Origin of the sequence: Aquibium microcysteis (assembly GCF_014495845.1) — a bacterium.
GTDB lineage: Bacteria > Pseudomonadota > Alphaproteobacteria > Rhizobiales > Rhizobiaceae > Aquibium > Aquibium microcysteis.
Genome location: NZ_CP061080.1, coordinates 193,486 through 213,279 on the forward strand (window position 1 = coordinate 193,486; position 19,794 = coordinate 213,279).

Here is a 19,794-nt window from a genome sequence, read left to right on the forward strand (position 1 = left end):
CGTTCCTGAGTTTCGCTGATCCAAGGACGAGGTCAGACGTGCTTGCGGCCGCCGGCGTCGTGGAACCAGTCGTCGGGATAGGGGTACCACCAGCCCTGCACGACGGGCTTGTGGTCGATGATGACCATCTTCGAGCGACGGAAGGTGTCGAGCCCGAGCCGCGACAACTCGCGGCCGATGCCCGATTTCTTCCAGCCGCCGAAGGGCAGGGCGTCGTTGTCGATCAGCGGATTGTTGACCCAGACCATGCCGGCCTCCAACCGCTCGGCCGCCTCCATCGCCTCTTCGAGCGAGGTGGTGAACACCGAGGCGCCGAGGCCGAACTCGCTGGCATTGGCCATTTCGATCGCCGCGTCGAAATCCTTCACCCGGCAGACGGCGGCGACCGGGCCGAAGCACTCCTCCTTGAGGATGTCCATGTCCGGCGTGCAGCCGGTGAGGATGGTGGGCTCGTAGAACCAGCCGACCGGCAGATCGGGCGGGATGCGGCCGCCGATCACCGCGGTCGCGCCCTTGGCCTTCGCGTCCTCGACGAGGCGGATGACCTTGTCGCGCGCGGCTTTCGAGACGAGCGGCCCGATCTCTGCCTTCGTCAGGCCATTGCCCACCCGCAGCCGCCGCGTCTCCGCCGCGAAGCGCTCGATGAAGGCGTCGTGCACGTCGTCGACGACGAAGAAGCGCTCCGCCGAGGTGCAGACCTGGCCCGACATGTGGAAGGCCGCCGTCACAGCACCCGCCGCCGCGACGTCGAGCGGCGCGTGCCTGGTGATGATCATCGGATCGGATCCCCCGGCCTCGATCACCGCGGGCTTCATCTCGCCCGCCGCTGCCATCGCCACCGCCCGGCCGGCCGCGACCGAGCCGGTGAAGGCCACGGCATGCGTGCGCGGCGAATGAATCAGCGCCTGCGCGACGTCGACGCCGCCCGGCAGGCAGGCGATCAGCCCGTCGGGCAGGTCGGCGAACACCTCCATGAAGATCAGCGTCGAGAGCGTGGTGGCGAGCGCCGGCTTGATCACGCAGCCATTGCCCGAGGCGAGCGACGCCGCCACCGTCCAGCACATGAGCAGGATCGGGAAGTTGAACGGCATGATGTGCACCGACACGCCGAGCGGCTCGTAGCGGGCGAACTGGAACGACCCTGCCTGCGTCGTGCCGGCGACCTTGCCGGCCTCGTCGCGCGCCATCTCGGCGAAGTAGCGGAAGGCGCCGGCGCAGTTCGCCACCTCGCCGATCGCCTCCGGATAGGGCTTGCCCATCTCGCGCGACATTGTCTCGGCGCAGAAGCGCATGTCCGTCGCCTCGATGCGGTAGGCGATCCGGTGCAGGATCGTCGCCCGGCTCTTGGCGTCGAGCTTCGCCCAGGCCTTCTGGGCGGTCGTCGCCGCCGCCAGCACCGCCTCGATCTCGGCCGCGCCCGTCTCGGCGATATGGCCGACGATGGCCAGCGTCGCCGGATCGACGACCGGCATCGCCTGGCCGGCCGAGGGTCGGTAGCCGCCTCCGGCGAAGTGAATCGGTTTGTCGGGCGTGAAGCGCATGGCCTTGTCCTTGCTCGCCTTTCGCGCCGGGCCAGCCTCCGGAGACCGGCGGCCGGGGCGTGCCGATGCGTCCGCCTCAGCGGATCATGTAGACCTTCTTCACCGTCTCGTGGACGGTGCAGACGCCCTTCCAGTCCTGCGGGAAGAAGGCGGCCGTGTCGGGCGTGATCTCGATCACCTCGCCGGATTCATGCACATAGGTGCAGCGGCCTTCGAGGAAGTGGCAGAACTCGTCGCGGGTGACGTGGCATTCCCATTTGCCGGGCGTGCAGACCCAGAGCCCGCATTCCGACCGGCCCTCGGGCCCCTTGTGGATGAGCACGCCCGAGGTGCGGCTTTCGCCCTCGATCATCGTCGGGATCACGCCCCAGTCCTTGAGGTCCGTCTGCTCGAGCGGCTTGCGCATCAGCGGTGTCGCGGTCATGTCGTCGTCCTCGAATTGCGCCGGCCGTCAGGCCAGCATGTAGATGTTGCGCATGGTCTCGATGACCGTGCATTCGCCCGTCCAGCCGGCGGGAAACATCACCGCCGTGCCGGGACCGATCTCGATGGTCTCGCCGTCGTCGGAGCGGTAGACCGCCTTGCCCGAGACGAAGTGGCAGAACTCGTCGCGCGGGATCGACAGCCGCCAGCGCCCGGGCGTGCAGACCCAGATGCCGGTCTCCGGCTGGTTGTTCGGCCCCTTGAACAGCAGCCGCCCCGACGAGGCCGAGGCGCCTTCGATCGCGTCCGGCTGGACGCCCCAGTCGACGAGATCGGCAAAGGTCGTCGCGCCGTGGATATGCGGCGCGCTGGATGTCAGCGTCGCGGCCACGTCACGCACCCGCCTTCAGGATGCCGTCGAGGAGGCCGGCGGCCTTCTTCGGCCCGTTCTGCGCCTGCATGTGCGCCGACGTGGCGGCGAGCCTCGCCTTCATCGCCGCATCGTTGACGCAGGCGTCGAGCTTCGCGGCGAGGTCGGCGTCCGTCCAGTCGTAGCGCGGCATCTTGAAGCCGTGGCCGGTCTCGTCGACGCGCGTGGCGTTGTCGTGCCCGTCCCAGACATAGGGCATGATGATCGCGGGCTTGCCGAAATAGAGGCACTCGGTGAAGGAGTTGTTGCCGCCGTGGTGGATCACCGCGTCGACCTGCGGGATCACCGACGGCTGCGGGAACCAGCTCTCGATCACCACGTTGCCGGGCACGTCCTCGTAGCTGGCCTTGTAGTCGCCGACATTCACCAGCGCCCGGTAGGGCAAGGTGCCGATCGTGGCGATGATGCGCTTCAGGAGTTCGGTGTCGCCCGCGCCCAGGCTGCCGAAGGAGACGTAGACCAGCGGCTTGTCGTTCTTCTCGGCGAAGGTCGGCACCTCGTAGGGCTTCTCGCTGCGCACGCAGCCTTCGAGATACTGGAACTGCTTCGGATCGAGCGGATGCGCGCGCTCGAACTTCACCGCTTCCGGGTAGAGCAGCAGGTTCATCGTCGGCGAGGCTTCGAAGAACTGGCCGAGCGGGTAGGGCGCTTCGCCGGTCGAGGCGAGAAACGCGTTGAAGTCGTCGTGGATCGGCTTGATCACGTCGTTGAACCGCGCACGGTAGGCGTCGTGGCAGGCGAAGTCCGTTGCCCCGCAGCCCGACAGATGCGGCGGGATCTTCGGATCCTCGATCTCGTTCTCCGAGCACGAGATGATGCGCACCCACGGCTTGCCGTACTGCTTGATCGCGGGGAACAGGATCACGTTGTCGACGCAGATCAGGTCCGGCCTGATGCGGTCGAGCACGCCCGGCAGGTCCTTCTGCGCCCATTTGGCGCTGTCGACGATCGCCGTCCAGCAGTCCTTCACGTAAGTGTCGATCTGCTCGTAGGGGCTCTTGCGGAAGTTCGGGATGTGGCCGTTGATGAAATCCTCCCAGAACTTCGCCATCTTCTCAGGCGGCATCGGCTCCGACAGCGCGACCGGATGCGCCTCGAAGCCGTAGCCCTGGTAGACCGCGACGAAGCCGGGATCGGACAGGAAGACGGCCTTGTGGCCGAGCGCCTGCACGGCCTGCGCGATGCCGACGGAATTGAGCGCCGGCCCGAAGGCCGCTTCGGGAAAGAATGCGATGGTCTTCGACATGGGGTCTCCTCTTCGGCTCAGGCGGGAAAGAACTTGCAGCGGTCGGGTCTGATCGCGATACGAATCGCTTCGCCGATCGCGTGGCCGGCCTCCGTGCGGGCAGGAACGCGCACCTGAAGCGGCGTCGCGCAGGCCTCGACTGCGACATGCAGCACGCGGTCGAGCCCGTGATAGGCGATGTCGGTGATGCGGCCGGCGATGCCGGCGTCGCCGCCATGCTCCACCGCGATATCCTCCGGCCGGATGGCCAGCACGGTCGGCCCGGCGGCCAGAGAAGGAACCGGCACGCGCATGCCCTTTGCGCTGAAATGTCCATCGCCGCCGATCCGGCCCTCGATGAAGTTCATCACGCCGATGAAGTTGGCGACGAAGCGGTCGTGCGGCGTCTCGTAGACCTCTTCCGGCGAGCCGCATTGCAGCAGCCTGCCGTCCTTCAGGATGGCCATGCGGTCGGCCATGACGAGCGCCTCCTCCTGGTCGTGCGTGACCACGATGAAGGTGATGCCGACATCGTGCTGCAGGCGCTTGAGCTCGAGCTGCATGCGCTCGCGCAGCTTCTTGTCGAGCGCGCCGAGCGGCTCGTCGAGAAGCAGCACCTTCGGCCGCTTGACCAGCGCCCGCGCCAGCGCGACGCGCTGCTTCTGCCCGCCCGAAAGCTGCTCCGGCTTGCGGTCGGCGAAACCGGTCAGGTCCGTCACCGCCATGATCTCGTCGACGCGGGCGCGGATCTCGGCCTTCGATAGCCGCTCCATCTCGAGCCCGTAGGCGATGTTCCGCAGCACGCTCATATGCGGGAAGAGCGCATAGGACTGGAACATCAGGTTGACCGGCCGGCGCTCCGGCTTCAGGCCCGAAATGTCCTTCCCCTCGAGCAGGATGCGCCCGGCGGAGGGCATCTCGAAGCCCGCAAGCATGCGCAGCAGCGTGGACTTGCCGCAGCCGGACGGCCCGAGCAGCGCGAAGAACTCGTTGCGGCTTATGTCGAGCGTCACGTCGTCGACGGCGCGCACCGGGCCGAAATCCTTCGACAGGGCCTCGATGCGCAGGATCGGTTCGTCGGTGGCAGGCGCGTCGGTCATCGCAGCTGGTCTTTGTTGAGCCACTGCGAGACGAGAAGCGCGGCTGCGCTGACGCTCATGACGATGGTGGCGAGGGCATTGATTTCCGGCGTGATGCCGAAACGGATCATCGAATAGATCTGCATCGGCAGAGTGATGGACGAGCGTCCGGCGCCGGCGGTGAAGAAGGCGATGATGAACTCGTCGATCGACAGCGTGAAGGCGAGCAGCGCGCCGGCCACGATCGCCGGCATCAGCACCGGGAAGGTGACGCGCCAGAAAGTCGTCCAGGGCGAGGCGCCGAGGTCGCGCGAGGCTTCCACGATCGAATAGTCGAAGTGCTTGAGCCTTGCCCGCACGATGGAGCAGACGAAGGCGAGGTCGAAGATGACGTGGCTGAGCACGATCGTGTGCAGACCGAGCGTCACGTCGAGCCGCGAGAAGAAGGAGAGCAGCGCCACGGCGAGCACGATGTCGGGGATCACCATGGGCGCGAAGACCAGCGCCTCCAGTCCGGTGCTCGCGCGCCGCCGCGTCTCGATGCCGATGGCCAGCAGCGTCCCCAGCACCGTCGCGATCGCGGTGGCGAAGACCGCGACGATCAGCGTGTTCCAGGCCGCGCCGAGGATGTCGGCATTGCCGAGGAGCGCGCCGTACCACCTGGTCGAGAAGCCCGACCAGACGGTGGGCAGGCCGGCCTCGTTGAAGGACAGCCCGACGAGCACGGCGATCGGCAGATAGAGGAAGCCGAAGACGGCGACCAGCGTCGCGCGGCCACCGGCGTTCCGGCGCGTCCATCCCATCATCGGATCGCCTCCCGGGTCGTGCCGGCGGCGCGGTTGGTGGCGCGCGCCTGGAGCGTCAGGAGAACGATCATGATCGCGATCAGGATCATGCCGAGCGCGGCGCCGAAGGGCCAGTCGTTGGCGGTCAGGAACTGGTCGTAGACGAGGTTGCCGATCATCTGGAACCGGCCGCCGCCGAGCAGTGCGGGCGTGACGAAATTGCCGATCGACAGCACGAAGACGAACACGCCGCCCGCCGCGACGCCCGGCAGGGTCAACGGCAGGGTCACGCGCAGGAAGGTTCGTACCGGTCCGGCGCCGAGGTCCCGCGACGCCTCGACGAGGCTCATGTCGAGCCGCGACAGGCTGGAATAGATCGCCAGGATGACGAAAGGCAGGTAGTTGTAGACGAGCCCGACGATGACGGCGCCTTCGCTGTAGAGCATCGACAGCGGCTCGCCCTCGTAGCCGCCCCAGCGCAGCACGGAGTTGACGAGACCCTCGCGGTTCAGAAGCACGATCCAGGCATAGGTGCGGATCAGGTAGTTGCTCCAGAACGGCAGTACCGCGAAGAACAGCAGGATCGCCTGGCGGGATTTCGGGGCGCGGCTGATCGCATAGGCGGCCGGATAGGCGATCAGGATGGCAAGCAGCGTCACCGTGGCCGCGATGCGGGCCGAATTGAGGAAGATCCGCGCATAGAGCGGGTCGAAGACGCGCTCGAAATTCTCCAGCGTGAAGGTATAGACCACGCCGCCCCAGGTGCCGCGTTCGAAGAAGGCATAGCCGAGGATCAGCAGGCATGGCGCGACCATGAAGGCGAGAAGCCAGGCGACGGCCGGCGCGGCGAGCAGGTTCGGTCGGGCGGCCTGAAACGACAAGGGATGCCTGTTGCGCGGGACGGGTGTAACCGGAGCCACCTGCCTGTACCGGCCGCGGTCGCGTGGGTCACGTCATGCCTGAAGGGAGACGGGGAGGGCGGCTGCACGCGCTCCCCGCCGGGTTCGTCGGATAGGGCCGGTATTCAGCCTCTTCGGTCAGTTCGCGGCCTTGATCTCGCTCACGGCGCGCGAATAGAGCTTCTGCGCGTCGCCCAGGTCGCGCAGCAGTTCGTAACCGGTCAGTTCGGCCGGCGTCATGCCCATGTTCGGGTATTGCTGCGCCAGCGCGGGATCGAGGCTTTCCATCGCCGCCTTGTTCGGCACCTTGTAGAGAATGTTCTCCGCCGCCCAGGCGTGGTTCTCCGCGTCGAGCACGAAGTTGAGGAATTTCATCGCGTTGGCGGTGTTCTCGCCGTTCTTCATCACCACCATCGTGTCGACCCAGAGATCGGATCCCTCCGACGGCACCACGAACTTGATGTCGGCATTCTCGGCGATGCCGTAGTTGCACCAGCCGTCCCAGGCCTGGACGAGCGAGGCTTCGCCCGAAACGAGCTTGGAATAGAAAGTCGTGTCGTCATAGGCGAGCAGGGTCTTCTTGGCCTCGATCAGAAGGTCTTTCGCCGCATCGATCTTCGCCGGATCGCTCTCGTTGACCGATGCGCCGGTGGCGAGCAGGCCGGCGCCCATCAGCCAGCGGTCGGTCGCCAGCATCGTGATCTTGCCCTTCAGCGCGTCGGCGGGCTTCAGCATCGCCATCCAGCTGTCGGGCGTGCCATCGACGAGGTCGGAGCGGTAGCAGAGGCCGGTGGTGCCCCAGGCGTAAGGCACGGCGAAACTGGTGCCGGGGTCGTAGGCGAGCGCGGCGGCCTCCGGATAGAGGTTGGCGAGGTTCGGCACGGCGGCCTTGTCGATCTGGGCCAGCAGCCCCTGCTTGTTCAGGATCTCGGCGAAGGGGGAGGAGACGAAGACCACGTCGTAGCCCTTGCCCTGGCTCGCCATGAGCTTGCCCATGATCTCTTCGTTGGTGGCGTGATTGACGATCTCGACCTCGAGACCGGTCGCCGCCTTGAAGGTCTCGGCGATGTCGGGCGCCATGTAGCCATCCCAGTTCGAGATGACGAGGTCGGCCGCCGACGCGCCCTGCGCGAGGCCGAGCATGGCTGCGGCGGTTGCCAGGCGGACGGCCCAGCCCCTGGATACGGACCTTCTGGTCGCTGTCACGGAATTGCTCCTCATGTTGGTGTTCCGGCCTCTGGGTGGACGCTCGTCGCCTGTCGCGATCTTCTCCGTCGGCGCGGAGTGTATTGTTTTCGAAAAAAATACGTCAATAGCCGAAATGCGATCTCCGATCTTTTTCCGTCGGACCGACGTCGCGCTTGCCATCCATGCCGCGACCACGCATGCTTGCCGGCGTGGAATGAGCAAGGGCCCGTCATGTCGGACTCCGGAAAGCCCAATCGACGGCATGTCGAATTGGCGCAAAAAATACTGACCCTCGCCACGGAGCGCGGCATGGTGTCGGGCGAGCGTCTCGTCGAGCAGTCGATCGCCACGCTGTGCAGCGTCTCGCGCACGCCCGTCCGCAAGGCGCTCCAGGTGCTGGCGGAGCAGGGGCTCGTGGCGGCCGACGCCGAGGGCGGCTACCGGTTGGCGATCGATCCGGCGATGGTGCCGGCCCTCGACCTGGAGCCGGGCGCCCAGGCGGAGGACGAGGTCCATGCCGCCATCCTGCGCGACCTTGCGGCCGGCCGCATCGAGGAGGCCCAGACGGTGGCCGCCTTGCAGCGGCGCTACGGGGAGGGGCGCCTGGCGGTGCAGAACGCGCTGCTCAGGCTCTCCGAGGACGGGCTCGCCGAACGCGGCGCCGGCCAGCAATGGCTTTTGAAGCAGTTCGCGATCAGTTCGGACGCGGCCGCGGCGAGCTACGAGTTCCGTCTCGCCACCGAACCGCTGGCGCTGACCATGCCGAACTTCCGCCGCGACGCGACCGCCATCCTGTCGCTGCGCCAGTCGATGCTGGCCTTGCGGCGGATGGACGAGGACGGCTTCAACCGGAAACTCTTCGATCGCACCGATTTCGACTTCCACCTGCTGGTGGCCAGGAACTGCGGCAATCCCTTCATGGCCGAGGCGCTGGCCAACCACCACCGCCGCCGCCGCGCCGCACCGTCCGGCCACGTCTCCACCTGGCGGCTGATGCAGTCGAACATGGAGCATCTCCAGATGCTGGAGCATATCGAGCGCGGCCAGATGAACCTTGCTGCCGATCTGATGCGGGTGCATATCCAGCTCTCGCAGTCGCAGCGGCCGCGCCTGGCCGGCCGGGGCGTTCCGTCCGCCTTCAAGATGGTCGCGCGCTGAGAAGCACCGGGAGCCGAATGACCTCATCCAGGACCATCGCCCTGTTTCCCGAAGCGAGCTTCGGCGCGGCGCTGAACTGCGTCGGCATCGCCCAGGAACTGCGCCGCATGGGCGCGCGGCCGGTCTTCATCTGCCATCCGGGCTTCAGCGGCGTCTTCGCGGAATATGGTTTCGCCGAGTATCAGCTCGGCTCCGGTGCGGACGGCTCAACCGACTGGACCGGCTTCATCGCCCGCCACCAGGACGCCTTCCGTCAGACGCCCGACCGCCAGCTCGACAGCTATGTCGGGCCAACCTGGGACGCGATCGTCGACACCGCCATCGCCGTCGAGACGCCGCTTCGCCAGCTGCTCGCCAGCCTGAAGCCCGACGGCATCGTGCTCGACAACGTCGTGATGTTTCCGGCCGTCGCCAATGCCGGCGTGCCCTGGATCCGCGTGATCTCCTGCGCCGAGACCGAACTGCCGGACCCGAACGTGCCACCCTACCTGTCGGGCCTCGGCCTGGCGGACCGTGACCGCTGGTCGGATTTCGCCCGCCGCTACGAGGCCGTCACCGCGTCGGCCCACAAGCGCTTCGGTGCCTTCCTCGCCGAATGCGGCCTTGCACCGCCGCCGGCCCCGAATTTCCTCGACCCGTCGCCCTGGCTCAACCTGCTGCTGGCGCCCGAGATCATCCGACATGACCGCGCCGTGGCGCTCGACCCCGACCGCTTCGTCTTCCTCGACGGCTGCGTGCGCCAGGAGGCCGACTACCAGCCGCCGCGCTTCGCCAGCCACAATGACGCGCCGCTGGTGCTGACGAGCTTCGGTTCACTGGGGGCCATGGACGTCGGCATGACCCGGCGGATGATCGAGGTCTTCGCCGACCTTCCCTGTCGCTTCCTCGTCAATGGCGGCTCGTGGAGCGACGAATACTCCGCCGTGCCCGACAACGTCTATGTCGCCGGCTGGTTTCCGCAGCCGTCGGTCGTCGCCCAGTCCAGCCTGTTCATCCACCACGGCGGCAACAATTCCTTCTGCGAGGCACTCACCTTCGGCGTGCCGTCGCTGGTGATGCCCTATTGCTGGGACGGCCACGACAATGCCCGCCGCGCCGCCGAGACCGGTGTCGGCCGCGCGCTCGACCGCTACCGCTGGGAGCCTGCGGAGCTTGCCGAAGCGATCCGCGCGCTGCTCGGCGACGAGGCGATGCGGGCACGGCTGCAGGAGAACGCCGTTTGCATGAAAGCGCATCAGGGCGCGCGGCGGGCCGCCGAGACCATCCTGGACGTGGTGAACCGTGCCGCGGCGCCGCGCCGGGCGGCCGGATGACGAAAGAGGGAAAGGCAATGCGAGACGGGCTCTTCATCGATGGCGAGTGGGTGGCTCCGACGAGGGGAGGCAGCTTCCCGGTGGTCGACCCCGCGACGGAGGAGGTCTTCGCGCAGGCGCCTGCCGGGACCGCCGAGGATGTCGACCGGGCGGTCGCAGCGGCACGCAGGGCCTTCGACGAGGGTCCGTGGCCGCGGATGACCGGCCGCGAGCGCGCGGCCATCCTGCGCCGCATCGCCGACGGCGTGACCGCGCGCCAGGACGAACTCGCCCGCCTCGAGGTGCGCGACAACGGCAAGCCGCTGCCCGAGGCGCTGTGGGACATCGGCGACGTCGCCGGCTGCTTCTCCTATTATGCGGGGCTCGCCGAGGCGCTCGACGACGAAGCGGAGACGATTCCGCTCGCCGACGACCGTTTTTCCACCAAGGTGGTGCGCGAGCCGGTCGGCGTCGCGGGCGCCATCGTGCCGTGGAACTACCCGCTGCTGATGGCCGTGTGGAAAGTGGCACCGGCGCTGGCGGCCGGCTGCACCATGGTGCTGAAGCCGTCCGAACTTACCCCGCTGACGGCGCTGGAGCTCGGCGCGATCGTCGCCGAGGCGGGCTTGCCCGCCGGCGCGCTCAACATCGTCACCGGCACCGGACCCGATGCCGGCCAGCCGCTGACCGAGCATCCCGGCGTCGACAAGCTCGCCTTCACCGGTTCCGTGCCGACGGGCTCGAAGGTGATGATGGCGGCGGCGCGCGACATCAAGGCCGTCTCGCTCGAACTCGGCGGCAAGTCGCCCTTCGTCGTCTTTGCCGATGCCGACGTCGAGGCCGCCGTCGAATGGATCATGTTCGGCATCTTCTGGAACCAGGGCCAGGTCTGCTCGGCCACCTCGCGCGTTCTGGTCGAGGAGAGCCTCTACCCCGCGCTGCTGGAGCGCCTCGTTGCCGAGGCCGCGAAGATCCGCATCGGCAACGGCCTGGAGGAGGGGACGCTGCTCGGCCCGCTGGTCTCGAAGGGCCAGTACGACAAGGTGCTCGCCGCCATCGCGCGGGGCAGGGACGACGGTGCGACTGTGGCGGGCGGGGGACGCCGCCCGGCCGGACTCGATACCGGCTACTTCCTCGAACCCACCATTCTGACGGACATGGCGGAGGATTCCGTCGTCTGGCGCGAGGAGATCTTCGGGCCGGTCGTCTGCGTGAAGCCTTTCCGGGACGAGGCCGACGCGGTGCGGATGGCCAACGACAGCCGCTTCGGCCTCGCCGCCGCGGTGATGTCGAAGGACCGCGCGCGCTGCGACCGCGTCGCGCGCGCCTTCCGCGCCGGCATCGTCTGGATCAACTGCTCGCAGCCGACCTTCACCGAAGCGCCCTGGGGCGGCTACAAGCAGTCCGGCATCGGCCGCGAGCTCGGCCGATGGGGCCTTGCGAACTATCTCGAGGTCAAGCAGATCACCGCCTACGAGACCGACCGGCCCTGGGGCTGGTACATCAAGTAGATTCGTCTCGCGGCTCTCTGGACGCGCGTCCCGCGTTCAATGCGGGAGACGATTGACCCGGCTTCTTCCGGGGGGAATAGTGTTCGCCGGGCCAAACGAAGTCTCCGCTCGATGCCGGCTGGTCCGGAACATGCCGGGCCGGGCCTCGGCAGCGCGCCAACCGGCGCCGGAGTGCGACGGCCTCGGGTGCCGGCGTCAGGATCGGACCCGAACGGGACCGGATCGGCAAACAGGCCGGCAGGGGGAGCGGCAATGCGATTCACCGCCTATGTCGAGGACGGCCAGGAACTCGACATCCGGCCGGCGCGCGCGGAACGGGCCTGGATGTCGAAGCTCAACGAAGGCTTCGCCTATGGCTGCCTGCCGATGATGATATCCAACCAGCATGGCTGGGAGATATGCTCGCCGGTCGGCTTCACGGCCATCTGGAACGGCGGCGATCACCCGGACTGCGTCGCGATCCTCCCCGACGAACCCGGCAATCACCGGATCGTCAGCCATTTCGGCTTCGGCATCGTCACCTTCTCGTTCCCGGCGGTGTTTCGCACCGAGCCGGGTTATGATCTCGTGATCCAGGGCCCCCCGAACATGCCGGTCGACGGGGCCTCGCCCCTCTCGGGCACGGTGGAGACCGACTGGCTCCTCTCCTCCATCGCCATGCACTGGCAGCTCACGCGCCCCAACCACGCCGTCCGGTTCCGCAAGGGCGATCCGCTCGTTCAGGTCTTCCCGACCCGCCGCGGCGATCTGGAGGCATTCGCGCCGGAGATGAAGCGCGTTTCCGACGACCCGGAGGTGGCCGGCTACATGGAAGAATGGCTCACCAGACGGCGCGCCTTCCAGGCCGCCCTTCACCAGCCGGATTCGCCCGCGCGGGAGCAGCGCTGGCCGGGACACTACAGGCGCGGCCAGGACGTCACCGGGACGAAGGTCGCTCCGCCCGATCACCGCACGCGGCAGAGGCTCGCTTCCTTCGAAGACCGACGATCGAAAGAACCGAAACCGCAGTGATTTTCCATTTTCGTGCCGCCCGCTTTAGCCGATTGAATACTTTTTCGTCCTGAACTATGCTTCGTGGTGGAGAGGTTTCGAGAATCGGCGGCGCAGCGGCAGGATGGCGATGGTGAATGGGGCCGGGATGCTCCTCTCGTTGCTGCCCGCCAGGCCCGGCGGCAGTAAACTCGGGTTTTAGGTCGGAACCGGGGAATGGATCGTTTCTGACGAGGCGTGCCTGACCCGGTCTGCTTCAGCGGAAAGCAGGGACCGGAGCGGATGCGGATACGGGTTCCCCCGTCTGACGGGCGGCACATAGTCTCACGTGGAGGTTGGAATGAAGAAGTCCTACGTCAAGCCGGAGTTCTCGAAGCGGGGAACGTTGGGGGCCGTGACGGCCGCGTCCGTCACCCTCATCTGGGTTCCGGGCTGAAGCCTTCATTGAAGGCCGAGGCGTGCTCACCCCGCAGTGGGCAGGGTACGACGGGTGAAATGACCGCGCGGAGAGGTGCGGTCGACTGGAATAAGTGACTGCTTTCGAGTGGGTCGCAATGAATGCCGCGAGCCTCCGGGTCGTGGTGCTTTTGGAGAGGGAATGACATGAAGAAGACCTACGAGAAGCCTTCGGTTTCGAAGCGTGGAAAGCTCGGCGTGGTGACGGCGGCCCCGGTGACCGTGATCCTGATTCCGTAGCTGCCGGCGGACTGGAGCCGAATCGGGGACTTCAGCCGTTCTGGCTGCCGCTTCCGGAACTTGCGGGATTTCGGCGATGAGCGTCGAAAGTCAGCGGCTCCTCGTTCGTATGGCGGCGAAGGGCGTCATGTGTTCCCTGGTTCCGGCTGTTCGTGTGGATCGCCGACCTGTCGGCGCGTCCATCGGCGTGCGGCAGAAATCCGCACTCGATCGGCGGTGATCCCGGCAGTTTCTCGGAAGTCTTGCCTTGTGCAACGTCGTCGAGTGCCGCGTGGCGGGCGCAAGCGCGCGCTGTGTTTTGCTGCTTAGCCTCGGATCTCCGGAGAATGCGATGAAGAAGACCTACGAGAAGCCTGTTCTGGCGAAGCGCGGAAAGCTCGGTGCGATCGTCGCTCAGTCGGTGACGGTCATCTGGGTGCCGACCTGAGGCTGAAGACTGGCGGCAGCGGTCGGTGCGCCGCGGCGATCTCGTTTTCCGCCCCGCCGGGTGCTCTTGGACGGTTGCGACGACTTTCGACCGTTTGAACTCATTCCAATGGAGAATGCGATGAAGAAGACCTACGAGAAACCCCTCCTGTCGAAGCGTGGCAAGCTCGGCGCCATCACCGCACAGTCGGTGACCATGATCTGGGTGCCGAGCTCAGACTGACGGCAGACTTCAACTGACGGACGCGGTCCGGATGCCGCGGCGGTTACGCATGTAACCGTTAGCTGCGTGCGGGCATTTCTTTGCCTGCAGCCCCTCATGCACTGATAGTCGGAGAATGTGATGAAGAAGACCTACGAGAAGCCCGTCCTGTCGAAGCGTGGAAAGCTCGGCGCGATCACCGCACAGTCGGTGACCATGATCTGGGTGCCGAGCTCAGACTGACGACGGGCAGCTGGCGTCAGCAGCCGTCTCACGGCGACCGAGTCTTGGTGTGACCTGGCGGGCCTCAGACGCTCGTCAGGCGCTACCGCCTCGACGTCATCGCTCTGCAGCGGCCAGTGCCGCGTCGACTTCATCCGCGAGCGACGCCAGATCCGTTCCGGCGTGCAGTTCGAACACCGGACAGGATTTGAGCGCATCCGCATAGGCGGCGAACTGCCGACGGTGCCACGGGGTCACGCCCGCGCCGCTGCTGGAGACGTTGTCCCTGGCGAGACGGACGAGCGCTTCTGCCCGTGCCAGTGGCACGACCGAATGGCGCTCCGCCCGCGTGCCGATGATGATCACCGCGCGAAGCGGAGCAGGTGCGGTGCGGCCGACCGGCAGGATTGCGTCCATGTCGTGCAGCGCGACCGCCTGCTCGTCCTCGGCATTCCATTTGTCGGGCAGCGGCCCGAGCCAGGGCAGCAGTTCGAGCGTCTTGCGGTGGATCCGCAGCCAGTTCGGGAGCCCCCAGATTCGCGGCTTCGAAGCCTCGGTTCCTGAGACGATCATGCTGACGTCGTCGGCGAAGAGGCGGAAGCCTTCGCGGGCCAGCGCGAGCGAGGTCGTCGTCTTGCCGAAGCCGGACGGTGCGCAGATCAGGATCGCGCCGCGGCCGTCGCGGCAGCCGAGGCTCGCGCCGTGCACGATGTGCTGACCGCGCGCGTGGAGCGCAGCACTCAGCACCGCCACGATCGGCGTCATCGTGAAGGCCCGCTCGCTGCCGCGGCGCATCACCAGTTCGGCGGTCGACGCCGTATGGTCGATCCGCAGGAAACCATGGGTCCCGACCTCGAGCGCCCAGAGCGTGTCCGTCTCGTACATCCGGCCCGGTTCGCGTTCCGGAAGCAGCCCGCTCCACGTCAGCGGCATGTCGGGAGGCATCCGCGGGTCTTCGTCCTCGTGCATGGTCAGCCGGAACGCGGGCTCCGGCGGCGTCTCCGTCACGTACCACCTGAAACTGTCTTCCATGCCGGCGGTCCAGGAGCGGCGCGGTGCTTCGGCGACGAGGCCCGCACCGTGGAAGTCGAAAGCGACGCGATGCGGTTCATCCATGGCTGTTCACCGTCGCGTCCGCCATGCCTTCCGGTTTCGTCATGCGTGCACCATCCCATACGAACAGGAGCATCATCGTCGGCGTCGGCGGGTTCATCAGAACCTCGCCGCCGACCGTGATCCAGCAATGTGCCGACAGCCTGCCGTCGCTCAGCGAGCCCGGCTCGAGGGCGAAATGCAGCTGCGGCCGGTGACCGGCGAGGCTCAGATAGCGGAACGCGAGCAGACCCTCGCGCAGGCAGCGCCTATCCCGCATCACCCACGGACGGCGCGCCGCACGCTTCACCGCGGAGACAATGGCCTGGGCGCTGAATTCGCGATAGGCGGACGCTCCCGGCGGCGGCGTGGCCATGGCAAGCAGGCGATCGAGTTCCGAAGAGCCGACGCAGGCCGGCAGCAGCCGCGCAGCGATCCAGACGCTGGCGGGAAACGGCACGGCGACCGGCGGGAACGGAGTCATGCCACCCGGATGACGATCTGCTCGGAGGCAAGATCCGCCGCGATCGCAGCCAGGTCCGCCGCCGCTGTCGCCGGGTCGATGTCGTACACCGCCGCGATGGCCTCCGCGCAGGCGCGGAGGCTGCGCGCGCCGTCGAGATTGGTGAGGAAGTCGAGCGTCGTGTCGTTGACGGTGTAGATATCGCCGGACTTGAGCATGAGAACGACCCCTCCTTCGCCTTCCCCAAGCGGCTGCAGGGACACGTCGTCGGCAAGCCTGTAGACGTCCTCGCCGGCGGAATTCGCGTCGTTCAATTGCGGTCTCCTCGAAGATGATCGTCCTGTGGGCCACTGCGATAACAGATGATGCCGCGGCCCGCTAGTTGCGGTACACAGGCGTCGTCGCCTTCGCAACATCGCCATGTCCGCCGTGCCGGTGGAGGAGCTTCCTGAAAGGACGGGACTCTCCGGACCGGTGGTTGCCGGTGCGTGACGCGGCGTGCAATATCGCTTCACGCCGGACGTGAAGGTCGGGGCGCGGCAGGGTCCGGCCTGCGGCGCGCCTTCTGCCCGATGCCGTGCGGCGGACCGTACGGGCGCACGCCGTCGAGCAGGAGAATCCGCAGGGAGAGGAGCCGGGATGAGCCGGTTGATCGATGCGTGGCTGGCACGGCTGTCCGATCCGGCCGGCCCCAACGACCACTGGGCGGCCGCCCCCCTGCGTGCCGAAGATACGCGAGCGATCGATGCGCTTCTCTACGAGGCCGTGCGGCACAACGTCCATCTGGCGGTCTATTCCAACCTGCTCCGGCTCCTGCGCGACGACCCGGGCGTCCTGCTGGCCGGTGCGGGGAAGGACGAGGCCGCGGCCGCCCTGACCGACCGCGTCCGCGCCGCGCGCAGCGGCATCATTGCGCCCACCATGCAGGTCGCCGCGGTGGCACGGGCCATCCGCCAGGACCTCGCCGGCTTTCCGGCGGTCATCGTCAAGGGCATCGACTTCGCCGAGAACGCCTATGGCGGCGTGCACCTGCGGTCCTTTGGCGACGTCGACATCCTCGTGCGCGCGGATGCCGCGGACGCACTCGGCGCGCTCCTCGGGCAGCGAGGGTTCGTTCCTTACGGCCATGAGCGGCACGCGGCCGACTATGCCGAGCGGCAGTGGATCAACGGCGCACCCGGAGCATCGGACACCGTCCTCGTCGAGGTCCACACCGATCTCGTCCACACGCCGGAGCTTCGCCGCCGCCTCAGCCTGACCTACGATCTTCATGTCGGCCGGAACGGCAGCGGCGTCACGCCTGCGGCCCGGCTCGTGCTGGCGGCACTGCATGGTGCCACGTCGCATCTGTTCGGCCGGCTGCAATACGTGGTCGACGGACTGATGGTGGCGCGCAGCGGTGTCGATCCCGACGAACTGGCCGAGCGGGCAGGGGCCAGCGGTGCGGCTCTTCCCGTCCACACCATGCTGCGACTGGCGAGCGAACTCTACGGCTGCCGGACCTCGGCTGCGCTGGCCGCGACTCTGGCGCCGAAGGGCGCAGCCCGCCTGGAGAGGCGGCTGATCACGGCGCCGATGGTGCTCGCCGCCAAGAGCCCCAACCGCTGGCGCCTGCTCGCCCAGCGCCACGTCTATCGCCGCCTGCTTCAGCTGTAGCAGAAGCGCTGCACGCTCCGGCGCGCGGACGGTGCAGGCAGGTCTCGAAGAAAACACGCCCGCACAGAGGATTTCCGTGCGGGCGTGTCGTCTCGTCGTCTCTCGCGGCCGGAGGCTACTTCATGCCGTCCTTGATGGCGGTCACTTCGGCCGCGCTCACCTGGCCGACCGTGGTCACCTCGCCGTTCTGGATGCGCCACAGCCGGAACGGGCCGGTGATGTCGCCATACTGGTCGAAGGAGACCGGTCCGATCACGCCCTCGTACTTGATCGGCTTGCCGTCCTTGATCAGGCCGAGCGCCTTCTCGAACTCGGCCTTGCCGGCGTAGATCGGCGCGCCGTCCGCCGCCACGACCTGCGGGATCGCCGCCTTGATGGCCGCGGAGTCGGCCTTGCCGGCCTTGGCGATGGCGAGAGCGACGATCGCGCCGGCGTCATAGGAGCGGTCGGCTGCCGGTGCGTCGGGCTTGATGGATCCCGAGAAGGCCTCGAAATTCTCGTAGAAATACTTGGTCGAGGCCGTCTCGGCCGTGCCGGACGAGGTGCCGTAGGCGTCGTTCAGGTACTGCGCGCCGACGGCCTGAATGAAGTCGGTGGAATTCATGCCGTCGTTGAGCAGGAACTTCTGCGGCCCGCCATTGGAGATCCAAGCGCGCGCGATCGTGGCGCCGTCGACCGGGTAGGAGACGAGGTAGAGCGCGTCGGGTTCGCCGGCCATGGCCGCATTGGCTTCGGCGGTGTAGCTCGCCTGCTTGTCGTTGTAGGCCGTCACCGAGGTGATCGTCCCGCCGAGCTTCTCGAACGCCGCCGAGAACTCCTTGACCATGTTCACGCCGAAGTCGTTGTTGACGTGGATGATCGCGAGCTTCTTCAGCCCCTGGTCGAGCGCGTATTTCGCAGCCGCCGTGCCCTGCAGGGCGTCCGAGGTGATGGTGCGGAAGAACATGCCGTTGGTCTTGCCGTCGCGGCCGAGCTGGGTCAGCGTCGGCGAGGACGAGGCGGGCGACACCTGCACGACGTTGGCCGGGGCGGTCACCGAGGTCAGGATCGGGATCGACACCGACGAAATGATGCCGCCGATGATCACCGGCACCTTGGTGATGTTGACGAGCTGCGTCGCCTGGTCGACGGCGACGTTGCCCTGGCTCTGGCTGTCGCGGGTGTCGGTGACGAGTTTGCAGCCGCCGACGCCGCCGGCCTCGTTGAAGTCGCGGAAGGCCATCTCCACGGCCTTCGCACCCGCCTGGCCATAGGCGCCGGCGGGTCCGGTCAGTTCCATGACGAGGCCGACGGTGATGTCGCAGTCGGCGGCTTTCGCGGGCAGCATCGCCGCCCCGATGGCGGCGAGCACGGTGCCCGAAAGCAGAAGCATTCTCATTTTCGTTCTCCCTCTTTTTGACTGGCGCCAGGCGCCATGCTTGGATTCGGCTGCTTGCACCGAGCGCCCGACCTGCCGAACTGTCAGGCTGCCCCCTTGTTGAGGTTGTATTTCATGATCGAGCCGTGCCGCCCCGCGCGGTCGCGCTCGAGCGTGTAGACGTCGCCCTCCAGAGGTCGCGCAGCCGACAGGACCGCCTCGATCCCGGCATGGTCCTCGTCCGTCAGGGCCATGTCCGCGATGGCGAGGTTGGCGGCGAGATGCGACCGGTTGCGCGCCCCGACGATGACGGCGGCGACGCCGGGCCGAGCCAGCATCGCGGCACTCGCCACGGTGGCGATGTCGCTGCCGTGCCGGTCGGCGACCTGGCGCAGCGCCGTCAGCAGCGCCTGGAACCAGTCCCATCCGCCGGCATCGTCGATGATCAGCTTGTACTTGGTGAGCGAGCGGTTCTCGAGCGGCTCTTCGGGTTCGGCCAGGCTGAGCCAGCGATCCGACAGGAAGCCGCCGGCCACCGTGCCGTAGCAGAAGAGCGAGATGCCGCGCGCAGCCGCCGCGGCGAGCATCGCCTTTTCGGGGCGCCGGTCGAGCAGGGAATACTGCACCTGCATCGAAACCAGCGGCACGCCGGCATCGGCGATCGCCGCCATGTGGTCGGTGTCGAAATTCGTGCCGCCGAGATTGTCGATCTTGCCGGCCTGCCGCAGGTCGGCGAGCCAGCCGGCGACGTCCAGCCATTTCGGCGCGTCGTAGTCCCACCAGTGGAACTGCACGAGGTCGAGCCGCTCGGTGCGCAGGCGCCTGAGCGACTGGTCGATGATCGCCTCGACGTCGGCCTTGCGGATGCGGTGCAGCAGGTCGAGGTCGGGCACGCATTTGGTGTGGACGTGCACCGCCCGCAGCGCATCCGCCCCGCGCAGGTCGCGATAGCGCATCCGGAACCGGCCGATGAGCTCTTCCACCCCGGTATAGATGTCGGCGCAGTCGAAGGTGACGATGCCGCCGTCGGCGAAGGCCACCATGTCCTCGACCGCCGTCGCCGCGTCGATCGCCCCATGCCCGCCGGCCATCTGCCAGCCGCCGCGGATGATCCGCGAGATGACATAGCCGGGCGCGAGTTCGAAGGACTGCATCATGG

Annotated in this window: 18 protein-coding genes; 5 read left to right on the forward strand and 13 right to left on the reverse strand. The window is 67.4% G+C overall.

Annotated features, from left to right (window positions below; all coding sequences use genetic code 11):
* Window positions 1-32: 32 nt before the first annotated feature.
* The 8 genes from IAI54_RS00880 to IAI54_RS00915 form a co-directional block, all read right to left on the reverse strand.
* On the reverse strand, window positions 33-1,541 hold the full coding sequence (locus IAI54_RS00880; RefSeq protein ID WP_187970574.1) for an aldehyde dehydrogenase family protein: 1,509 nt from the start codon (window positions 1,539-1,541) through the stop codon (window positions 33-35).
* 76 nt (window positions 1,542-1,617) lie between these two features.
* The gene (locus tag IAI54_RS00885) at window positions 1,618-1,965 is read right to left on the reverse strand and encodes a cupin domain-containing protein (protein WP_187970575.1); all 348 of its coding nucleotides are present in this window, start codon (window positions 1,963-1,965) and stop codon (window positions 1,618-1,620) included.
* Between the two features lie 27 nt (window positions 1,966-1,992).
* Entirely contained in the window at window positions 1,993-2,355 is a 363-nt protein-coding gene (locus tag IAI54_RS00890; RefSeq protein WP_235679210.1) for a cupin domain-containing protein, read from the reverse strand.
* 1 nt (window position 2,356) lies between these two features.
* The gene (locus IAI54_RS00895) at window positions 2,357-3,640 is read right to left on the reverse strand and encodes a nucleotide disphospho-sugar-binding domain-containing protein (protein ID WP_187970576.1); all 1,284 of its coding nucleotides are present in this window, start codon (window positions 3,638-3,640) and stop codon (window positions 2,357-2,359) included.
* A 17-nt stretch (window positions 3,641-3,657) separates the two neighbouring features.
* Entirely contained in the window at window positions 3,658-4,719 is a 1,062-nt protein-coding gene (locus IAI54_RS00900) for an ABC transporter ATP-binding protein (protein WP_187970577.1), read from the reverse strand.
* Window positions 4,716-5,504 carry an ABC transporter permease gene (locus IAI54_RS00905; RefSeq protein ID WP_235679211.1) on the reverse strand — a complete coding sequence of 263 codons (789 nt, stop codon included), beginning with the start codon at window positions 5,502-5,504 and terminating at the stop codon, window positions 4,716-4,718. Before IAI54_RS00905 ends, IAI54_RS00900 begins: the two co-directional genes overlap by 4 nt.
* Window positions 5,501-6,298 carry an ABC transporter permease gene (locus IAI54_RS00910; RefSeq protein WP_187972959.1) on the reverse strand — a complete coding sequence of 266 codons (798 nt, stop codon included), beginning with the start codon at window positions 6,296-6,298 and terminating at the stop codon, window positions 5,501-5,503. The genes IAI54_RS00905 and IAI54_RS00910 overlap by 4 nt, the downstream gene beginning before the upstream one ends.
* Before the next feature lie 222 nt (window positions 6,299-6,520).
* Window positions 6,521-7,588, reverse strand: coding sequence for a polyamine ABC transporter substrate-binding protein (locus IAI54_RS00915; RefSeq protein WP_235679212.1), 1,068 nt, complete (start codon window positions 7,586-7,588; stop codon window positions 6,521-6,523).
* 252 nt (window positions 7,589-7,840) lie between these two features.
* Here IAI54_RS00915 and IAI54_RS00920 point away from each other — a divergent pair, with 252 nt between their 5' ends.
* The 4 genes from IAI54_RS00920 (at window position 7,841) to IAI54_RS00935 (ending at window position 12,542) form a co-directional block, all read left to right on the forward strand.
* On the forward strand, window positions 7,841-8,728 hold the full coding sequence (locus IAI54_RS00920; protein WP_187970578.1) for a GntR family transcriptional regulator: 888 nt from the start codon (window positions 7,841-7,843) through the stop codon (window positions 8,726-8,728).
* Window positions 8,729-8,745: 17 nt separating this feature from the next.
* Window positions 8,746-10,041 (forward strand): nucleotide disphospho-sugar-binding domain-containing protein, encoded by a 1,296-nt coding sequence (locus IAI54_RS00925; protein WP_187970579.1) that lies wholly within the window; start codon window positions 8,746-8,748, stop codon window positions 10,039-10,041.
* A 17-nt stretch (window positions 10,042-10,058) separates the two neighbouring features.
* The gene (locus tag IAI54_RS00930) at window positions 10,059-11,531 is read left to right on the forward strand and encodes an aldehyde dehydrogenase family protein (protein WP_187970580.1); all 1,473 of its coding nucleotides are present in this window, start codon (window positions 10,059-10,061) and stop codon (window positions 11,529-11,531) included.
* Between the two features lie 252 nt (window positions 11,532-11,783).
* A complete protein-coding gene (locus IAI54_RS00935) occupies window positions 11,784-12,542 on the forward strand; it encodes a DUF6065 family protein (protein WP_187970581.1) in 759 nt (252 codons plus the stop codon).
* 1,642 nt (window positions 12,543-14,184) lie between these two features.
* On the opposite strand, the gene IAI54_RS00940 is transcribed toward IAI54_RS00935, so the two are convergent.
* From IAI54_RS00940 to IAI54_RS00950, 3 genes are read right to left on the reverse strand one after another with little or no spacing between them, the layout of a single operon-like run.
* Window positions 14,185-15,183 carry a phosphoenolpyruvate carboxykinase (ATP) gene (locus IAI54_RS00940; RefSeq protein WP_187970582.1) on the reverse strand — a complete coding sequence of 333 codons (999 nt, stop codon included), beginning with the start codon at window positions 15,181-15,183 and terminating at the stop codon, window positions 14,185-14,187.
* Window positions 15,176-15,643 carry a lasso peptide biosynthesis B2 protein gene (locus IAI54_RS00945; protein WP_187970583.1) on the reverse strand — a complete coding sequence of 156 codons (468 nt, stop codon included), beginning with the start codon at window positions 15,641-15,643 and terminating at the stop codon, window positions 15,176-15,178. The genes IAI54_RS00940 and IAI54_RS00945 overlap by 8 nt, the downstream gene beginning before the upstream one ends.
* Entirely contained in the window at window positions 15,640-15,936 is a 297-nt protein-coding gene (locus IAI54_RS00950; protein ID WP_187970584.1) for a PqqD family peptide modification chaperone, read from the reverse strand. Before IAI54_RS00950 ends, IAI54_RS00945 begins: the two co-directional genes overlap by 4 nt.
* 325 nt (window positions 15,937-16,261) lie before the next feature.
* Between IAI54_RS00950 and IAI54_RS00955 the strand changes: the two genes are divergently transcribed.
* Window positions 16,262-17,278 (forward strand): nucleotidyltransferase family protein, encoded by a 1,017-nt coding sequence (locus IAI54_RS00955; RefSeq protein WP_187970585.1) that lies wholly within the window; start codon window positions 16,262-16,264, stop codon window positions 17,276-17,278.
* 115 nt (window positions 17,279-17,393) lie between these two features.
* Here IAI54_RS00955 and IAI54_RS00960 read toward each other — a convergent pair whose 3' ends face one another.
* Together IAI54_RS00960 and IAI54_RS00965 are read right to left on the reverse strand one after the other, a co-directional pair.
* A complete protein-coding gene (locus IAI54_RS00960) occupies window positions 17,394-18,656 on the reverse strand; it encodes an ABC transporter substrate-binding protein (RefSeq protein WP_187970586.1) in 1,263 nt (420 codons plus the stop codon).
* Between the two features lie 83 nt (window positions 18,657-18,739).
* A complete protein-coding gene (locus tag IAI54_RS00965) occupies window positions 18,740-19,789 on the reverse strand; it encodes an aldo/keto reductase (protein WP_187972961.1) in 1,050 nt (349 codons plus the stop codon).
* Window positions 19,790-19,794: the final 5 nt, after the last annotated feature.